The sequence below is a fragment of the Haladaptatus sp. DYF46 genome, assembly GCF_021083305.1.
Classification (GTDB): Archaea; Halobacteriota; Halobacteria; order Halobacteriales; family Haladaptataceae; genus Haladaptatus.
The window spans coordinates 67,159-86,415 of sequence record NZ_JAJFAY010000003.1; the positions used below are offsets into that span (position 1 = coordinate 67,159).

Below are 19,257 nucleotides of genomic sequence, written 5' to 3' on the forward strand. Positions count from 1 at the left end.
GATTGAAGCGGTTGTGTAGTGGAGTTTACGCGATTCCCGCCCGGCCTCAAGGCCGGGATTCCCTCGCTATTTAAAGATGGTTCTGAAAGTTGTCGATCGAGTCGTTCGATGCAGATAGGGCATAGAATTCCAAGGTCCGCTCGATGGCTGCGAACGACATCTCGATGACGCTCGTATGGTAGCCATCGTGTTTACGGAGGGTGCGACACGCATCGAGGAGTCGGCACGCCTTTCGGAGCTGTATAACCGGCGGCTGATTCGCCTCCGGATCGAGGTTTTCTTCGTACTCGGGTGCGCCGGTCGTGTAGCCGCCGAATGCATCCTCAGCTCGATCAAGCGCGTCGAGAACCGACGATGAATCCTCAGGCACTGGTCAACACCTCCTCCTTGAGATCCCGGAATGCCTCGCTCTCGTGGAGCGTGATCGCATCCGTGAAAATATCTGTGAGTCGGTCGGCATAGCCGCGGGCCGACTCAATTGACTCAACCATCACTTGGAACTCGTATCGCTCCCCGTCGAACCGTTCCTGTCCGAGTTCCGTTGCGATCTCGTTCGCCCGATGCTGCTCGCCGCGTGAATCTTCCACCAACACCCACAGATCGATATCGCTCTGCCTGTCCGCCTGTCCTCGAGCGACACTCCCGAAAACGAGGACACCTCGGACGTCGTCCAGTCCTGTGTGGAGTCGGTCGAGCGCCGTTCGGATAGGCTCGTGAAACTCCGACTGTGGAATCCGAAGGACTGGATCATCCGGCTTGGTTACTCTGGGCCGATTGATACCGACTGGACGCCGATTTCCCTCGGCCTCTGCGGTCACGAGGCCGTTGTCCTCAAGAATATCGACGGCACTCTTGATGGAGTACGTCGAGTGTTCGGTGAGCCGGCTCAATTCCCGAATTGTGAAAGTCTCGTACGGGTTGTCGAGGAGCAGGCGGAGGATATCGTTCGTGGCTTTATGTCGAAACAACTCCGGATTCGGTGCCGGAACTGGAAGCTGGATGGCTCCCCCCTCATTCGACCTCGTGGTCTCGTCGTCCGAACCATTCTGTTTTGCCATACCTAACACGTTTGCTCTAACAACACAGTATTTAAAGTATCTTGCGATGGACTACTGGGCAGGACAACTGGGACTGAACGACGGGATTTCACTATTCCTCGTCAGAGAGCACTGTTTGTCGTCGCCTTGAGGGCGCGGAGGCGAACTCCCAGTCGTGGCCCCAGTTGATTCAGCCGACGGTGAGGAGCTTGTAGAACGTGGGTGGGCGGCAACCAAACAGGAGTTCGAACGGAATCTCGACCGGGTGCGAACGGCAGTCGACGAGTTCAGTTCTGACGATTTTATGCACGACAAGAATCTTGCTCGGCACGCCTGCTACAATCTTGGCGCGTATCGTGGTCCATCACTCTACCTGTACACCGAGTTCGGCGATGCGATTCGTAATCGTGAACACCTCGATCATGTACTCAGTGCTGACGAACAGCTGTGGATAATCCCGGCGGATGTCCACTACTAGGGGTCAGGCTAGCCTGAGTGTAAAACAGAAGCAGACGAATCGTCGTATCGTCACACCGCACTGTTAACAAACCGTTTCACGGTCGTTACTTGAGAGACCTTTCTGTGGTTTGGGTGCGGGCATTACCGTTTCGGACTGCTGTTGCCGACATACACTCGAGACAGCCGAACACTTCGTCGTTGTTATTCCCGAAAATACGGGCGAACTCCGGTGTTATAAATGAACCACAGTTCCGACATCGACGCTCATTGTGACCGGCGTTCCCTTGGATCGCTTGTTGTGGCTGATGCATGGTCGAAGAAACGTGTTCAGGCGTCGTTCATCCGCTGCCGGGTTTCAGCCCCACATTGGGTGCATTCCGTGATACGATATGGTTCTCGTGAGAATGCAGCGTTCTCCTTTTTGTCACTTTCCGTGACGAGTTCGACCGATACACTGTGGGGTGTCTTCGCCGCACAGTTTTCGCACTGTTCAACTATTTCGTTTGAGTGGCACTGTCTAGTTAAGAGATTCTGTTGTAAAGTGGCGTTTCAACGTCTCTACCATGAGTAGCTACCGAATCTCTTCGTCTCATCATGACTAGGTTTTCGGTGAAGCAATCGAATTCAGTCTTCTCACAGTGCAGTCGATCTAAATCTCAAAAATTAGTATGTATGACTAGTGCATAAATTCCCGCCAATTGTGCCGCTGCCACTTGGTTTTCCTTATCTAGACAGTGCCGTTTGAGTTAGACTGTGGTACAGACATTGTAATCATTCTAGAGGATGTGGGCGATTCAGCAATCTCGAAGTAGTGTCGAAGCAGTTTCTCCCTCTCTCTACTAGATGATAGTTGTCGGCGATCAGTCGGTCTATTCGTTGCATATGCAAGGCCCTCATCTGTGACCGTTTCGATCCAACAGAATTTTCTCAGCATATATCTGAAAACAGATATCAGCGGACTATATTTATTACTAACAATGTCAATATACAATCACGGCTGGTGCTGGAAGCCACGTTTAAACGGAATCAGGAGACATCGAATTCTACGGTTTCAGTTGATCCACAGGTAGGACACGAATTTTCGGCCGTGTCGAGTGACGTCCCACAGTGGCGACATTCGAGAATGACAGATTCATCCAAAGAGAGCCACTGCCGTACTATTACCGGGAGCGCCATCGTATCTGTCCTCTCTGATTCAACGCAATAAAAAATTCGGCCACTTTTCAATCTTATATTAAATCACACAGTGTGACAGAGTCGGCAGGAGTGCCCGAAGAGACACAGTTAGCCAGTATCAAACGAATCCACTAGAAATTTTTTCGGCCCCCAAGGGGTGCGGGGCGCTCGATAGAAGCGTCCGTGTTCGAAAATCAATGGCTCAGAGTACTACCTCTGTGGTGTCGTTCGACGACTTCGACACCCGACGTGACGAAATGCACAGCACGATCGAACACTGGATCGACGACCTCACTGCCTTGACTGACGAGGCGAGAGCAAGTCAACAATTCCAGGAGTGGCTAGATGTCCAGTCGAAGTTCCATGACTACTCCCATCGGAACACGCTCTTGATCACGCTTCAATGTCCAAACGCGACGAAGGTCGCTGGGTACAACACCTGGCGAACTGACTTCGATCGTCACGTCAAGGAAGGCGAAAGCGGAATCTGGATCTGGGCACCCATCATCACGAAGCAGTGTCCCGACTGCGAAAATTCACCGAGCTACCACGAGCAAAGCGAGTGTGAATACGACGAATTACCGCCTGAAGCGTGGTCGAAAGGACTGGTCGGATTCAAACCCGCAGCTGTTTTCGATATATCTCAGACAGAGGGCGAACCACTTCCCGAATTGGAGACCGAAGCAACCGGAAATGCTGAAGATCTCGTGCCCACCATCCAAGATGCAGCTAATGAGCTCGATGTGACGGTTCGTATCGTCGACGCTGACGACTGGGAACACGGCAAGGCGAAGGGCGTCTGCAAACAGCGGAGTCTGTACGATCTCCAGCCCATCGTGGAGGCAAAAGCACGGGCAAATCAGGCGGATCTCGCTGTGACGCTCATCCACGAATACGCGCACGCATTGCTACATTTCGATGTTGACGATGAGTGTGAGCGATCAAAACGTGAGGTCGAAGCAGAAGCCGTCGCGTACATCGTCGGTCGGTACGTCGGATTGGATACGAGTGGCTCAGCGTTCTACCTCGCAGCATGGCAGGACGATGATTCGGACGCGATTCAAGATCGGCTTGGACGAATCCGTAGGACGGCAGCGACAATTATCGAGGTAGTCAAACAGAGAAGGGAGTAAGTGTAGGACCGTCGAATTCGAGTGCCGAATATGACTTTACGACCGAGGACATCCTCGCTATTCAGGTCGGTGATCAGTCAGCCGGAGCTTTCCTTCGACTTCGTAGATGTGGCCCCGCATGTAGAGTCGTTCGATGATATCTTCGGCCGCTGGCTGCTCAAGCTCTTCACGATCCTTGAGGGTTGCGTACGCTTGCTCGTACGTGAGTTCTCCGTCACTCGGCAGTGCGTTTGCGAGTGTCTCAAGCGATTCTTGCGCAAGTGGTGTGAGTGGCGATCGCCGATTCGAAATCATTGATATAATCAAAGACACCTACTACCGACGTAAATCCTTGGGACAATGTGACACACACTCGCTTCATTAGTGATCTCATGATGGACGGGAAATACACGGCGTAGAAGGGTAGTAGGGGTACTGGATCCACGCCGAACACTGGGTTACGGTGACGGGAGTCCTCTTTTCGAAGGCGATTGATAAAGAGGTCAGCCAACCGGTGCGGAAGTGAAACGAAACGCTGGCTCGTCAGAAGAGTACCTTCGCTAGATATGCTACTCTTGCTTTTTTGCTCAAAAACATCTTGCCGATCAGGTCGATAACCCGACTCGCTTACGCCTTGCACTCGACAGCATGCAGACATTCTCCCCGGGTACAGGGAAGTCAATAGTTGAGGGGCTGCATCGACCGGGTGCAGTCCGCGAGAATGGTAAGATACGAGACGTTCTACCGGCGTGGCAGACTCGTGAGTTTGCGTTTGACGGGATTCTTAAAAAGGCCGTCACAGTGCCGTGGGGTGATGTCTCAACCGCTTTCTACGCGAGGAATATTCCGAACATCGAAACGTATGCGACAATTACTGAGCATGCTCTCGAGGTGATGAAGCGCTCGGGGAGATTTTCACAGATTCTCGGATCGAGACCAGTTCAAGACATATTAAAGATCCTGATCGATACCGTGGTCACTGGCCCGACTGCAGCACAACGTGAACAAAATGTGACGCGGATTGTTGGAGAAGTAGAAACTGATACCGGTGAACAGGCGAGTGCACACTTACAGACACCGGATACATATGATCTGACCGCAGAGACTGCCGTCGAATCAGCTCGCCGTGTCCTTGACAACGAACCAAAACCAGGCTTCCTAACACCCGGTGAAGCGTTCGGTCCGGATTATGTACTCACATTTGCGGGTGTGGAACGCCGAGATATCAACGTACCTGATTGAAGGCAAATATAGCAAATGATCAGTATATCTGAACGGTTTGGCTGTTTCGGAGACGCCGGAGTTCGGGCCTGTATGAGCGGCAACAATCTGGTTACAATCATCCCGAACACAGATTGGCAAACCAGAGTGCCCATGGCTCTTCGAATTTCGTGTTCATGGAAGAAACAGAACTGGTTTGACAATGCTCTGAGAACCGAGTACATAGACTGTGAGTGGCCAACCAACTACAGAAAGTTTTCACCGCGAGACGCTCGGTCTGCTCATCGGTTTCTTTGTGCTTTCGACGGCGGCTGCAGCCTATGAGATCGCTCCGGCAAGCGTCTTACCGGTGATTCAAGAATCACTCGAACTCAAGGCGAGTACGGCAGGGTGGCTCGTCAGCATTATGTACGCGACTGCGGTTGTCACCAGCGTCCCTGCTGGCATCGCCATCGACCGCTTTTCGGTGCGGCGGGTAATCATCTTCGGCACCGTCGCACTTGTTGTCGCGGGAGTCTGGGGCTGGTATGCGGCCACTGCCGGTGCGTTTCTCTGGCTGCTCGTCTCGCGTGTGCTCGGCGGTATCGCGTATGTCATCTTCTGGAACGCGGGTGGGAACGTCGTTGGAAGCGCCGTTGCACCGCGCCAGCGGGCGACCGCCGTTGGGGTGTTTACCGCAAGCGCACCCGTTGGATTCGCACTCGGTCAATTCGGCAGTCCCCTCATCGCAACTGTTGCTGGGTGGCCTGCAATCCTCCCACTGTATGCCGCCATGGGCGTTGTCGGTGTCACTATTTTCTTGTTTGCTACCCGTCATCACGTTCCCGGGATTGATGCGTCTTCACCGGATCGAACAGCGCTACGCGAAATGTTCACTAATCAAGCGGTTTGGACCGTCTGTGTGCTCTGCTTTCTCGCCTACTCACTGTATCTCTTTGTCAATACGTGGCTACCGAGCTACTTAGTCAGCGGATTCGACATCTCGCTGGCAGCGAGCGGCCTGCTGACCGCGCTGTTCCCGGCGATTGGAGCGATTGGACGGTCGAGTAGCGGTGTCATCTCTGACCGCGTTTTCAGCGGAAAACGTCGCCCCGTTGTAGTGTCGTCGTTCGTCGTTGCCACACCAGCAGTCGTCGCCTTCGCATTTATCTCCCGACTTGGGCTCGTTGGCGGGGCAGTGGTCGTCGTCGGCTTTGCTATCCAGCTCGTTACTGGACTGCTCTTTTCGTATATCGCTGAACTCGTGCCGGCGACGGTGCAGACTACGGCTGTTTCGTTGCTAACGAGCGTCGGCCTGCTGGGCGCGTTTGCTGCACCGATCGCCGCCGGCACCATCATCGACCGCGCAGGCTATGGCCCGGCGTTTTTCGTCGCCGGTGGGGTCGCCCTCATTGGTGTCCTCTTAGCGCTACGCGCACCCGAGCCCACTTAAGTGAGTGTCTTCTGATAGTAGTTGATTGGGTTGGTCTGATGGCTACCAGAGTGGTTTCAGCAAGTATGCTGAATGTCGAGTGCATTGGTCAGAGCACGATTGATCCACTGTCTGCGTCGCTTACGACCGACCAGTCCGGGCGTGCAACCTAATAGGGACACTGTACTGGTGGTCTCCGGGGTTCTCGTGGCTCTATTATGGACTGTGTGAGTGTATATGGACCCATGGTCGAGGGCATAAAGGAGGTACCGTAAGCACAAAATTTGATTTTAGTCGCATTCAAGACGATCGATCCCAAAGCATCGCGTCCAGAGATTGGTACCGACGTTGTCGACGTACTCATCGATGTGTTTGACCCAGCAGCTGGTCAAACCACGTTCTCGCTGTACGAACAGGTGAATCCAGATGCGCTCGAAGAGATTATCGAAGCAAGCACGTCGAAAAGAGTGATATTGAGGTGTGATTCACGATCGAGGACTATCTTGTAACCGTTCGGAGTGACTACACCATCCTCATCTAGAAATCGCTTGGAGCACAATGTGGTGGTAACGAGAAATTCCGACACAAGTAGCCGGCCAGAGAGGAGTAACGAGTCGAACAGCAGTACGTTAGTAGACCATACTAACTTCAACCTTATCGAGTGAGAAATGGGAATTTACTCCGGAGTAGCTACCCTAGGGTAACTACTCGTCCCACCAGTTCGTAGCTAGTGATATGAGCACCGAGTTGGGAACTGATGACGGTGCGGACAACCGCGAACTAGTCCATTTTGTGACCCAACAGACGCGGTTCACTGGCTGTTTCTATACAACTATTCGACAGAATACGTTAGTTGGGTGCTGACAAACGAGGAACTGACTACTCCTGGATTGACATAATTCAAACTGGCATCGTACGATACTCCTGAGTACGGTAGTTGTCTCGGCGCCTATCGGTGAGAAATCTACCGAAGGCAGCGCGAATACTGGCTACTTCGTTTGTGGTCGAAATTACACGATCATTTCTGCCGTTACCGACCCTACGTTTCTTGTGACCGGTCGAGCAACGTATGCGATAATGACACACACAGCCGAACTACTATCACGCGATCCAACCGATCGAATCCAAGTTTTAGACGCGGACGGCCACGTCGTCACACCGGAACTCGTGCCCGACGTCGATGATGAGACGTTCGTCGCGATGTACCGCGATATGCGGTTCTGTCGTCGGTTCGACGAGCGCGTCATCAGTTTACAGCGACAGGGTCGTCTCGGAACCTACTCGTCATTGGCCGGCCAGGAGGGTGCACAGATCGGCTCGACGTACGCATTGGCCGACGAGGACATCATCTCGTACCAATACCGCGAACACGGCGCTGTTGTCGCACGAGGATTCCCGTGGGAGTACGTACTGTACTGGGCGGGTGACGAACACGGAAACGCGGCACTCGCGGAGAAGAACATCCTGCCGCTCAACATCACCATCGGCGATCACCTCCCGCACGCGGTCGGGATGGCATGGGCGGCGAAATTACGAGGTGATGACGCCGTGACGGTCGCTCACTTCGGCGACGGTGCGACGTCGGAAGGGGATTTCCACGAGGCACTCAATTTCGCGGGTGTGTTTGACGTTCCGGCGGTGTTCATCTGCAACAACAACCAATGGGCCATCTCCGTCCCCGTCGAGCGTCAGACGGCCAGCGCAACCTTCGCACAGAAAGCGCATGCCTACGGTTTTGAAGGCGTCCAGGCCGACGGCATGGATCCGCTCGCGATGTACGCCGTAACGGAAGCCGCTCGCGAGAAGGCGACCCACCCGACCGAAGGTCATCCACGTCCGACGCTGATCGAAGCCGTTCAGTATCGATTCGGCGCACACACGACTGCCGACGACCCCTCCGTCTATCGTGACCAAGCGGACGTCGAACGCTGGCGTCAGCGTGATCCACTGGATCGGTTCGAGACGTTCCTCCGCGACACGGATCGCCTCGACGACGCCGAAATCGACCGTATCGATTCCGAAATCGATGATACGCTCGCACATCTGATCGAATCGGTGGAGGAACACGATGCCGATCCGGATGAGATGTTCGACTATACGTTCGCCGAACCGACCGATCGGCTTCGGAATCAGCGCGAGTATCTACGCTCGCTTCGTCGGACGTACGGCGATGACGCGCTGTTACAGGACGAGTGAGATCCTCCCGCGCATAAAAACGCCATTCGTCATCGTCACAGCACGTATATCGAAAAGGGGAACGTCGAAACCCGATCGACGGTCGAGGTGGCCGTCTAGACGTAGTCTCCCCGACTCTCGTACGCGGATGGATCACTCTTGAACGTCCGTGCGATCTCCTCGAGGGTCTTGAATTCGGCCTTTTCGTGGCCTTTGATGTACTGGATGAACTCCTCGAGGTGAGAGATCATGTGCGGAAGCCCGTGAAGGTCGGGATGGATCGTCAACGTATAAACGCCGGCACCGCGCCGGTTGTACAGGAAGTCGAACTGTTGTTTGTAGTATTGTTCGTACATCATCGCGGGGTTCTTGTATCCCGCGTGGTACAGTGGCTGTTTGACGAACAACATCGGTGGAATATCGTCCCGGTACCAGCTGATCGGGATTTCGACGACGTCCGTCTCGTCGCCGTACTGATAGGGCTCCATCCACGTTTCCGGAGACTGATCGTATTGGATCTTCTCCCAGGAATCGCCTTTTCGCATCCACGTCGGCTCGAACTGGGTCTCCATCAAACTACTATCGTAGAGGAAGCCGTGTTTTTCGACGAGGTCGGGGGTGTTTTCGCTGTATTCCCACCAGCTAGCACGGTGGCCGACGGGTTCCTCGCCGGTTACGTCCTCGACGAGGTCGATGGAGGTCTCGATGATCTCGTCCTCCTGTTCGCGGGCGAGATCGGTGGGGTTCTCGTGTGAATAGCCGTGGATACCGATCTCGTGTCCGCCCGCCGCGATGGCTTCGACTTCGTCGCGGAACGTTTCGATCGTGTGTCCGGGGACGTACCACGACGTCTCGATGTTCTCGTCCTCGAATAGTTGAACGAGTCGAGGGATGCCCTCCTTCCCCGCCGAGATCCCGCGGGAGAGATCGGCGGGTGAGTCTTCGCCACCGTACGAGCCGAGCCAGCCTGCCACGCAATCAGCGTCTACGCCGATCGCCACATCGATATCACTCATGGTGTAATCCCGAACTAGAACGCGAAGATGCTTAGGCGTATGCCAATCCGTAGGCTATTGCTCGTCCCCGAAATTCCGTATAATAGTATTATTTGATATACAATTTCAACACCGAAGGTGACGGATATAATCGGCGCGTAGAAAACGGACGTTCACGGGGGAAAGTCGACGAACGAAGTATCCGCTCGAACGACGAGCGATACCGACCACTTGAGATTTCGCGGTGGGGCCGTGGTATCCCTTCTGGGTGGCCCGGTACTCGTGTTGTCTACGAGACAGTATCGGATTTGGAGTTCGGAGACGACATGTTCACGATGGCGGTACAGAGTCGTTCTGAAGGGGAAACGGTGAAGCTGCGGTCGGGTGCACGAAACTGGTATGAAGGACGTGCGTCAGTGGCCGTAACCGGTGGAAAACGCTGTTTTTCGGACGGGATCGTCGGGAAGAGTAGCCGCTCCGAGGTTCTTTATTCGCTGTAGTACGATTGTGCTGCGAGTTGAAACTCACATTTCGTCTTCGGCTTGCAATATTAATAATAACTTAGATATATTTAATATGGTGTCTATCCGAGTTGTGGATAGATGGAGAACCGGAACGAACCAACGAAAAAGGAACCCCATCAGTTGAGCGATTTCACTCTCATCTGTCAAAACTAAAACGGAGGGGTTCGTCATTACTCGTCGTTGGAAACGTTCCACGAGATGTGCATCACCAAGCGTGTTCGAGGATGCTGGGCGATCCAATCGAAACACGGAGACTGCTTTTCGTTTGTACCGATGCGAGTCGGTCATCGGTCACTGACCGTCTCCCTGCGGACGGCTGTTGTTCGACAGCAAACGATGTTACCATCGTCAACCAAGCAATCCCGACGAGGAACGCGGTCGCATCCCCCTCACCCTCCCAGTTTGATCTGGGAGGAATCTCGGAACGGAGAGTAACCAGTAACGAACTCACTGAACTGGGTATTACGATTTCGGAGTGTATCGACGAGTTTGAACACCGATCCGGTGACTTGGCGCCAGCAGAGCTCCGGGTCTGTTTCGACTCGATAACCCCTCTCCTCGAACACGATGAAAGGACGCTTTTTCAGTTCCTTCACATACTAACTGGACGGATCAGATCGGTCAATGGGATGAGTCATTTCCATCTTCCAGTACCCTATGAGTCGGCTATCGTTTCAGTAGTAACTCCGCTATTCGATGCCGTTATCGAACTTCGTGCGATCGATGGCCATCCACAACAACGCTGGCGGCTTCGGGACGAGGACATCACGACTGATTGGATGATACCACGGGATGATTCGGCACCAAATAGATAGATATACGATATATCTCCGGAGAACCCGATGGAATCTGGCATTACTTTATTATCAGATAGTGTGTTGGCTATCCTACAGTGACGGACTCGGATCGGTTTGGGATATCCAATTAAACTTCATCACCGGTCGCCGATTGTGTGTCATGTAGCTCAACCGTATCTTTGCTACCGTCGATGCGGATATGTTGTCCAGTTCGAATCCGCGCCGTCGCTCTCCGAGTACGCCGAAATGTCAGTGGAGCAGTTGACACGATGAAGGGAGTAGTTGTACTCTCGTCCACATGTATCGACAGTATCCACTCACTGCCCTTCGAGAGTATCGGACAGTGGGGCATCTGCTGTCCCGATGCTTGCCGTCGTATCTTCCTCAATCACGATGGGGAACGAAGCGAACGACGAATCCTCCATTTTCGGGAGCTGAGACCGAGAGTGACTCGGAGTTCGTAACTGTCGTCCGATCGAGTTCTAATGTGGATTGGTCGTCGAGGCTGTCGCTCGTTATTTCGGCATCGTAACGTCGACAATCGCTCAGGAATGAGAGCGGTATCTCGACCGTTCGAGCGTCACCGGCGATGATGCTGCCGACGAACCACTCACGATCCGAACGACGGGCGAGGGTTGCCTCCTCACCGGGCCGGCCGCGAAGGAAGTGTGATTCATCCCATGCCGCCGACACTGTCGAGAGAACGCGCTCGGCCAGCGGATACGAGCGGTATGTTTCGACGCTGTCCGCGAAATGCTGCCAATCGGAATGATACACGACTGAGAGGGCGAGTTCGTGGCCGAGCGTCGTCTTAGGAGGCTCATCGCTCGCGGAAAACGTCACGGGGGTATAGTCCATCGGGCCGACGACGTTCCGCGTAAACGGGAGAATGGCATTATGCGTCGGTGTCACTTCGCCGAACTTGTACTGCTCGGCGCCATGGACCGCCTCAGACGTCATCAGGTGGGGCCACGTGCGCCGTCTGCCTTTTGGAACAGTTGCCCCGTGGAAGTTGATCATGAGTTCGCGCTCGGCAGTTGCTGCTAACGCCTCGTCGTACCACTCCATTACCGTCTGGAGATCCGAATTCATATAATCGACTTTGACGCCGGCGACGCCCCACTCGCTCATTTGATCGAGTATTGCCTCGCGTTCGGCCTCGGCGTTCATATAGTACCACGGAAGCCAAACGAGGATTCCAACATCACGTTCGGTAGCGTACTCGACGAGGTCTGGGAGCCACTCGTCATCCCACCCACGGTCTACGAGGGAGTACTCCCATCCCTGTTCTGCCGCATAATCGACGTATTCTTTCTGTGTTTCGTAGCTCTGTGGACTCCCGCTATCGGACCACCACGACCACGCAGAACGACCGGGGCGAATCCAGGATTCGTCCTCGATCTGAGAGGGCTGGCCGAGCGCCGCCACGATATCCGATTCGACGATCGTTTCAAGACTGCCGACGAGTGCGACCCGCCACGGTGTCGCGAGCGGTCGTTCGGCACTCACGTACTCCGGAAGGCCGTACGTATCCGCGAACTCTAATTCGAAGAGATAGGGATCATCATCGTAGTCGGTATCCTCGTTGTCGTCGGTCGCTTCATCGCTTCCCGTATCGTTCGCATCGTCGACTTCCAAATGTGATGCAGAGTACCGGCCGTCTACATCAGCCTCCGTGATGAACAACCACGACCCGTCTTCAACCTCGAACAGTGAAGGAAACCCATAGGCGCCCGTCGCTGTTTTGGCGGATGTCTCCGTCCATATCTCCTCGTAAGAATCCTCGTACCCTCTATCGTATGGCAGAAGCCATCCCGTGGTATCCTCGGAGACGCGGAACGAACTCGCCTCGCCGGTGATGACGACGTCACCGTCGCCTTGCAGCTGATACCGATAGGCGATACCGTCGTTCGAAGCTCGAACCTGTATATCGAGTGGCGTTCCGTTCGCTGTGACAAATGAGAACGTTGCTTCGATCGCTTCGTATGTGTACTCCGATTGGTCGCCACCGTGTGTCTCATATCGGTCGGTTACCCGCTGGGTACTGCGTCCCTCAAAGCTGAGGCCGGTCGTCAAATCCTCTTCGAAGGTAGCAATGCCTAGAGGCGAGGGCTCCATAAGCGTCGTTCCATCGCGGCTCACGGTGAGTGATACCGCACCGTTCGACGTTGCATGTGTGAGTGTCGCTGTTACGGCTCCATTGGGACTCGTGACCGTCCATGCATTGGATCTGGCCGTCGGATCCGCGTTTGCCGTTTGCGCTTCGGAGGCAAGTACTCCCGCCGCTGGAACCGTTGCAGCTGCTCCTTGTAGTAGCGTTCGTCGTGTGAGCCCACTTCGTTCGCCCTTTTGTCCATCCCCGTTTCGTTGCTGGGTGTGTCTTTTTACCATCCATTCGGACAACGCCTAATGACCATTAATAATCATCGGATGATATTAAAATCAAAATACACGATATGGATATATATATATATATGGAGTTTGGCTCATAGCAGATGATGCTAATTTCGGCGCTTACGTACTCGTCGATGGTGAATATACGGCTAGTAGCTCACTATTGTGGGAATCGATCAAAGATCAATATAAAAACCGAATTGCAATTTGTCCATACAAACCAATCTAGAAAATAGTCTGAGCCAATAATACTGCCCAGTCAGTTTTACTGACCAGTTTGTCCACACAGTATGACTAGTTAGACTGTGTCATATATCTCAAAAATCGTTACTGACTGGAAAGTGGTCAGAAATTTCCGGCGGAAATTACATTTACTTCCACGGGTGAACTGCATGTATCACTCAAGCTACTGCGATCACGGGTAAGGGTTCTCTATTCAAATAGAAGCACACCTCGGATCATCAGGTATTTCGGTTTCTTGGCGATTTATGACACCCAAAGATAAAAAATTTTAAGGAAGACAATAGCTATGTATTACCATGGTAGAGGAATTTATCGACCATGATTCGCTTGAAACCGTCGTGTTTGAATGGGGGCAGAGTAAATGGATGAGCACTCCTGACATCACTGGTGCAGAATCATTCAGTGTTGGTCAAGTACAACTCGAACCGGGGAAGGCCCACGAACGTCACGCTCATCAAGACAGTGAAGAAGTCCTTTATTTCCTTAGCGGAGAAGGAATACAAATGATCGATGACAAGGAAAAGACCGTATCCGCAGGAGATGTTGTTTATATCCCTGATGGTGTAGAACATAGCACAGAAAATACGTCATGGGAGCCACTCCGGTTTCTCGCTATGTATGGACCACCTGGTCCAGAATCAGAAATACAAGATATGCCCGACAACACAGTTCTTCCTCCCGGAGAGCTGCCGGACTAGCGAACTGGCAATGAGTGCTTCCTCATTGAACTAAATAGTATCCTACATCATACAATCGACGATGGTATCTGTGGATAAGTTTGCCGGACGATCAGAAAGGGTTATTTTGCCCTGATTCAATATCATTATCTCATCAACTAGTTCTCTGACAATATCCAGATCATGAGATACGAGGATGATAGAAGTATCTGAATTCTTCCGAAGGTTGCGAACAAAATCCACCACTAGATCCCGATCACCTCTTGATAGTTCTGTGAGTGGTTCATCGAGCATCAGCACTTCCGGTTCTGAAGCGATCGACCGACTAATCGATAAAATTTGTTTCTGACCTCCAGTGAGATCTTCGACTTTATCGTTGGGATCTAGTGAATCGACACCATATTTCGCAAGCTGATTATCTACTTCTTCAACCATTCGATTTTTATTTATGGTTTTTAACGGACCATATCTAGTAGTCAATTCGCGTCCCATGAAGAAATTTTCCCAGACAGTTGTCGAATCAACCAACGCCATGTATTGATACGTCATGTTAATACCTGCTTCAAACGCTTCTTGGGGATTTCTAAATGATATCTCCTCTCCGCTTATATATATCTTCCCGCTATCTGGTTGAAGGTATCCATTTAGGATCTTTAATAACGTTGACTTACCAGCACCATTGTCTCCTACTAGACCTAATATTGAATTCTGGTTGAGTCCAAATGAGACGCTTGTAAGTGCCTCTACTGCGCCATAACTTTTTGAAATACCATCGACGGTCAGAGCATTTTCATCTGGATTCATACGCTTCCCTCCATCATTAGGCGGTCACATTTTTTTCGACCGATTGATTCATTATCGAATTTCCCGACCATATTTCCCCGTCTGAGTATCATTATGTCATCCACTTCCCCTTCTATCGTGCTATACCATTGGCTGGTGATGATTATCGACCCAGTTTTTGAATACTCATGTAAGACCTTCCAAAGTTGGTTTATCGCGCGTTCCGATAACCCTCTAAAGGGCTCATCAAGTAATAGAAGGTCCGGTTCCGATTCAACGGCACGGCTTACTACGAGAATACGACGCTGGCCACCCGATAATTCGAGTGCTTTCTTGTTTGGGTCGAAGTCGAACCCATACTCTGTCAGCAGTTCTTGGACGTTTGACTCCATATCGTTCCTATCGACTGTCTTGATTATTCCATATTCTTTGGTCTTCTCTCTTCCCATGAAAAAATTCTCCCAAACTGCAGCCCCATCGACTAGTGCAAATTCCTCATAGGTCATCGCAACACCGCTATTTCGAGCATCTTGAGGACTATCTGGTGAATAGTTATCCCCTCCTAAGTATAGTGTCCCGCTATCTCGTTGGACGTATCCGTTCAGGATTTTTAGCAGGGTTGATTTGCCAGCACCGTTATCGCCTACCAATCCGAGGATCGAATTTTGTTCAACTTCGAATGAAACATCTTCGAGCGCTACAACTTCTTGATAACTTTTGGAAAGGTTTTCCACTCTGAGATTGGGCATATCCGCTGCCATTTTATGCACCACCCGGAAGCACGTTTTCCAAGCTCTCTTGTCTCTTCAATTCCATGAAAACAACTGCGACGAACACCAAGAGGCCTTGTACCAATTGGAATTCGTATCCACTCACACCGGCGACTCGGGTTATCGTTAAGATGAGTTGGACAAGCAGTGCACCGGCTGGAACGTTGATAATTTTACCAGTCCCTCCAAATAGGGAAACACCGGCGATCACGGGTGCCGCGATTGCTGGCATTAGTATATCAGCCCCTGTACCGGAGGATATTACACCCACCCGTCCAATGAGTGCGATTCCGCCGATTGATGCCAAAATGGAGCTAATAAGAAATGCGTGTCTCCGATATTTTGACGCTTCTATTCCCATTCGACTAGCTGAATCAGGGTCACCCCCGACTAAGAAGAGACGTCGTCCGCTCACCGTCTTCACACTATAAAACCACATTATTGCTACTACGATCACAGTGAGGATGACCAGGTTTCGAACTGGTCCTGTAGATCCTACTCCGATCGTTTGGTAAAACTCCGGGAGGTTCGCGAGAGTACGGCCCTGAGTAAGAGAGAGGACTGCTCCTTGGAGTGCCCACCACGACGCCAAAGTTTGGATGAGAGACGGAACTCCAATTTTTGTGATAACAAACCCATTACCATATCCTATTATCAGTGCGGTAATGATCGTAACTGGAAATGCAACGAGTCCTGGTAGCCCGTACTCTTGTATCACCAGTACCCCGACTAGCGGTGCAAATAATAGCACGCTAACGATTGAGAGGTCGATTTCCGCGACGATAAGTGCAAATGCCATCCCAATCGCAAGAATTGTAACCGCTGTAGACTGTAACAGGACTGTTTGTATGGTTTTATATTCAAACAATTGTGGGAGAAAAAACCCAGCAACGATATATAGCCCTATCGTGAGTACCCACGGGAAGTAATCCTGCAGTGCGTTTTGAATAATGGCATTGTTACTCTTTCTCACGTATTCGACGATGCCTGCATCACTATTACTCCGTTTCATAGTACGTGTATCATATTCAAGGGATATAAACTTACGTATTATGTTAAAATTGTAACATTAAAGATATCTCTACTCAGTTTGAACCCCCCAGTATATTGGATGAATTCGAATAACTGATTATATTTTACTCAGGTAATCTAGTTTTTCACCGTAATCGCCGTTTTTAAGATTCTTGTTGAATTCGTTAACCAGCGTATCTACGTAGCCCGGTTTCTCGCCTTGAGTGTTGAACTCAACATCCATCAATTCAGTTCGACCTTTCCAAGCCGGCCAGACGTTTGCCCAATGGTTGTGCTTGTTGCAGTTGTCTCGGGAAAGTGCATATGGCTCCGGTGGTGAGATGCCGACTGGGACACCATACTCTGATTTTTCAATTTTAATTTTACCCTTTGATTCTCCCCAATAGAGATCAACCGGATCTTCTGGTGTCTCTGTTGTTGTGCCAATTGGCACTTCCGGGATTTCTTTCCCGGATTTTTGGATCGATGGGTCATTCAAAATATGGTCATAGAATAGCTTGCTAATATTTTGAGTGATACAGAACGGTGTCTGAGGCACAGTTATATCTTGTAACCCTTTCCGCACGAACATCGCAGAGCTAGGGTATCCATCGATACCGGCCACGAAAATGTGCTTTTCATGTTCTGCGTGGTATAGCATATTATTTGCCGCTAAGGCATTCAAAATCACCTGTGAATATGCTCCGTCACTATCTGCGAGTACAGCATCAGCGCGATTTCCCGAAAAGTAAGTCTGTGCAGCATTAGACCAACTATTGATAGTCCCGCCTGCTGCGATTTGTTTATACTTGACGTTTGGATTATCCTTCATCAGTGATTTCACGGACTTCGCTCGCTTGTTCCAACCCGTAACGTCAGGATCTCCCTGAAAATGCACAATTGTTTTCCCATTTGGGGATCCGTATTTTTCTTCAAGCCAGTCGAGTGCTTTGTTTGCCATCAGCTTTCCCATCTTTTCATCTGATGATTGAATATTATGCGTGACTCCTTTTCCAACACCGTCTTTATTGCCCGCTACAGGTGTATTGTATTTGCTTTTTGCCGTCTCAATGGCCTGTTTGTGTGCTCCAAAGGATGCCGGATTTACGATTAGTGCGTCATGATTTTGTGCACGGGTAAGGATTTCATCGTTCATCGCTGCTGGGTCCCATCCCGGGAAACTAAATGAAAAATCCCAATCTCGTTTGTGTGCTTCGATGAGATTGCCAGCAGGCATTGCTCGCCACCACGTCGATTCCGATGTAGGACCAATGAAATGGATTGATTTGCCATTATCCCATTTTGATCCCTTCGTTACTCCGCCGGAGTTTTCACCTTCTCCTGGATTATTTGCACATCCTGATAGTGCGACAACTGTTGTTGCACCTGCAGTTTTGAGAAATGTACGTCTATTCGCTAGTAGTTTGCGACCATCGTTAGTATTGTTCATCGGTACCAGTCACCAGTCACGCCCCATTGGTAATAAAGCATTTGGTTTTACATTAATGCTCAAATATATAAATATAATTATGTCTCTTGGACGACTCTACCTTGGCCTGCTCTCGGTAGTCGCTACGTGAATACGGCGTTCACAGTGATTTGAATTCCTCCACTTGTTCTTGGATGGCACCCTCTGTGGGTAAACGCTCCATACTCGACGCTCCGAAAAAGCCGTGGATACCCTCGGTGTTCTCAAGAGAATATGCAACATCCTCCGGTTCAGCGAGCGCACCACCATGGGAAATCACGAAGACATCGGAGTTCGTCTCCACTGCTGCATCACGCATTTTCTGAACTTTGTTGGCGGCAGCATCCAGCGTAGAGACATCTTTCGCCCCGATATCCCCACCACGTGTTAATCCTAAGTGTGCCACGATAACGTCAGCACCAACGTCCGCCATTCTGCGTGCCTGATCTTCATTAAACACGTATGGCGCAGTGAACAACCCTCTGTTACTCGCATTCTCTATCATCTCGATCTCCTGTTCATACCCAAGTCCGAGATCGTCCAATTCCTTTCCAAACTGTCCATCGATGAGCCCGTGTGTGGGGAAATTTTGTACCCCAGAAAAACCGAGCCGTTTGATCTCTTCGAGGAATACATCCATATCTCGAAATGGATCTGAACCGTGGACTCCAGCTAAGACTGGTGTATCCTCGACTACAGGAATCACTTCATCTGCCATGTCCACGACGATCTCGTTAGCATCGCCGTAGGCAAGAAGACCGGCATGGGAGCCACGTCCGCCCATACGATACCGCCCAGAGTTGTAGATGATTATGAGGTCTGTTCCTCCTCGTTCTGCAAACTTTGCGGAGATCCCGGTTCCTGCACCAGATCCAATAATCGGTTCATCGTTATCGATGGTTTCATGCAATCTTTCTCGTATTTCCTCACGAGTATACTTCATTGGCACATAACCATCTGCTACTGACAGACCAATCATTAATATAGTTATTGTATAAAATATT

16 protein-coding genes are annotated in these 19,257 nt (G+C 51.3%); 6 read left to right on the top strand and 10 right to left on the bottom strand.

Annotated elements, in window-relative coordinates; translation table 11 throughout:
- Positions 1 to 70 precede the first annotated feature (70 nt).
- On the bottom strand, positions 71 to 370 hold the full coding sequence (locus LJF34_RS16450) for a hypothetical protein (protein WP_231186391.1): 300 nt from the start codon (positions 368 to 370) through the stop codon (positions 71 to 73).
- Complete coding sequence (locus LJF34_RS16455) at positions 363 to 1,058, bottom strand: nucleotidyltransferase domain-containing protein (protein WP_231186392.1); 696 nt, start codon at positions 1,056 to 1,058, stop codon at positions 363 to 365. The genes LJF34_RS16450 and LJF34_RS16455 overlap by 8 nt, the downstream gene beginning before the upstream one ends.
- Positions 1,059 to 1,212: 154 nt before the next feature.
- On the opposite strand from LJF34_RS16455, the gene LJF34_RS16460 reads away from it, so the two are divergent.
- Positions 1,213 to 1,515, top strand: a complete 303-nt coding sequence (locus LJF34_RS16460) for a hypothetical protein (protein ID WP_231186393.1) — start codon at positions 1,213 to 1,215, stop codon at positions 1,513 to 1,515.
- A 1,354-nt stretch (positions 1,516 to 2,869) separates the two neighbouring features.
- Positions 2,870 to 3,805: an ArdC-like ssDNA-binding domain-containing protein gene (locus LJF34_RS16465; protein ID WP_231186394.1), complete on the top strand. Its 936-nt coding sequence runs from the start codon at positions 2,870 to 2,872 to the stop codon at positions 3,803 to 3,805.
- A 57-nt stretch (positions 3,806 to 3,862) separates the two neighbouring features.
- On the opposite strand, the gene LJF34_RS16470 is transcribed toward LJF34_RS16465, so the two are convergent.
- Positions 3,863 to 4,099 (bottom strand): hypothetical protein, encoded by a 237-nt coding sequence (locus tag LJF34_RS16470; RefSeq protein ID WP_231186395.1) that lies wholly within the window; start codon positions 4,097 to 4,099, stop codon positions 3,863 to 3,865.
- Positions 4,100 to 4,432: 333 nt separating this feature from the next.
- Between LJF34_RS16470 and LJF34_RS16475 the strand changes: the two genes are divergently transcribed.
- The 3 genes from LJF34_RS16475 to pdhA all read left to right on the top strand — a co-directional run bounded on the left by LJF34_RS16475 (position 4,433) and on the right by pdhA (position 8,612).
- Positions 4,433 to 5,026 (top strand): hypothetical protein, encoded by a 594-nt coding sequence (locus LJF34_RS16475; protein ID WP_231186396.1) that lies wholly within the window; start codon positions 4,433 to 4,435, stop codon positions 5,024 to 5,026.
- Between the two features lie 208 nt (positions 5,027 to 5,234).
- Positions 5,235 to 6,437, top strand: coding sequence for an MFS transporter (locus LJF34_RS16480; RefSeq protein WP_231186397.1), 1,203 nt, complete (start codon positions 5,235 to 5,237; stop codon positions 6,435 to 6,437).
- Between the two features lie 1,056 nt (positions 6,438 to 7,493).
- Positions 7,494 to 8,612, top strand: a complete 1,119-nt coding sequence (gene pdhA / locus LJF34_RS16485; RefSeq protein WP_231186398.1) for a pyruvate dehydrogenase (acetyl-transferring) E1 component subunit alpha — start codon at positions 7,494 to 7,496, stop codon at positions 8,610 to 8,612.
- A gap of 95 nt (positions 8,613 to 8,707) precedes the next feature.
- Here the strand turns inward: pdhA and LJF34_RS16490 are convergent, their stop codons facing one another.
- Together LJF34_RS16490 and LJF34_RS16495 are read right to left on the bottom strand one after the other, a co-directional pair.
- Entirely contained in the window at positions 8,708 to 9,607 is a 900-nt protein-coding gene (locus LJF34_RS16490) for a polysaccharide deacetylase (RefSeq protein ID WP_231186399.1), read from the bottom strand.
- 1,684 nt (positions 9,608 to 11,291) lie between these two features.
- Positions 11,292 to 13,298 (bottom strand): glycoside hydrolase family 97 protein, encoded by a 2,007-nt coding sequence (locus tag LJF34_RS16495; protein WP_231186400.1) that lies wholly within the window; start codon positions 13,296 to 13,298, stop codon positions 11,292 to 11,294.
- Positions 13,299 to 13,840: 542 nt separating this feature from the next.
- Between LJF34_RS16495 and LJF34_RS16500 the strand changes: the two genes are divergently transcribed.
- Entirely contained in the window at positions 13,841 to 14,242 is a 402-nt protein-coding gene (locus LJF34_RS16500; RefSeq protein ID WP_231186401.1) for a cupin domain-containing protein, read from the top strand.
- A gap of 42 nt (positions 14,243 to 14,284) precedes the next feature.
- Here LJF34_RS16500 and LJF34_RS16505 read toward each other — a convergent pair whose 3' ends face one another.
- From LJF34_RS16505 to LJF34_RS16525, 5 genes are all read right to left on the bottom strand, one after another.
- Positions 14,285 to 15,025 (bottom strand): ATP-binding cassette domain-containing protein, encoded by a 741-nt coding sequence (locus LJF34_RS16505; protein WP_231186402.1) that lies wholly within the window; start codon positions 15,023 to 15,025, stop codon positions 14,285 to 14,287.
- Entirely contained in the window at positions 15,022 to 15,765 is a 744-nt protein-coding gene (locus tag LJF34_RS16510; RefSeq protein WP_231186403.1) for an ATP-binding cassette domain-containing protein, read from the bottom strand. The genes LJF34_RS16505 and LJF34_RS16510 overlap by 4 nt, the downstream gene beginning before the upstream one ends.
- Position 15,766: 1 nt before the next feature.
- Positions 15,767 to 16,786: an ABC transporter permease gene (locus tag LJF34_RS16515; RefSeq protein WP_231186404.1), complete on the bottom strand. Its 1,020-nt coding sequence runs from the start codon at positions 16,784 to 16,786 to the stop codon at positions 15,767 to 15,769.
- A gap of 117 nt (positions 16,787 to 16,903) precedes the next feature.
- Positions 16,904 to 18,235, bottom strand: coding sequence for a substrate-binding domain-containing protein (locus tag LJF34_RS16520; RefSeq protein WP_231186405.1), 1,332 nt, complete (start codon positions 18,233 to 18,235; stop codon positions 16,904 to 16,906).
- A 139-nt stretch (positions 18,236 to 18,374) separates the two neighbouring features.
- Positions 18,375 to 19,196, bottom strand: coding sequence for a phosphoenolpyruvate hydrolase family protein (locus tag LJF34_RS16525; RefSeq protein ID WP_231186705.1), 822 nt, complete (start codon positions 19,194 to 19,196; stop codon positions 18,375 to 18,377).
- Between the last annotated feature and the right edge of the window lie 61 nt (positions 19,197 to 19,257).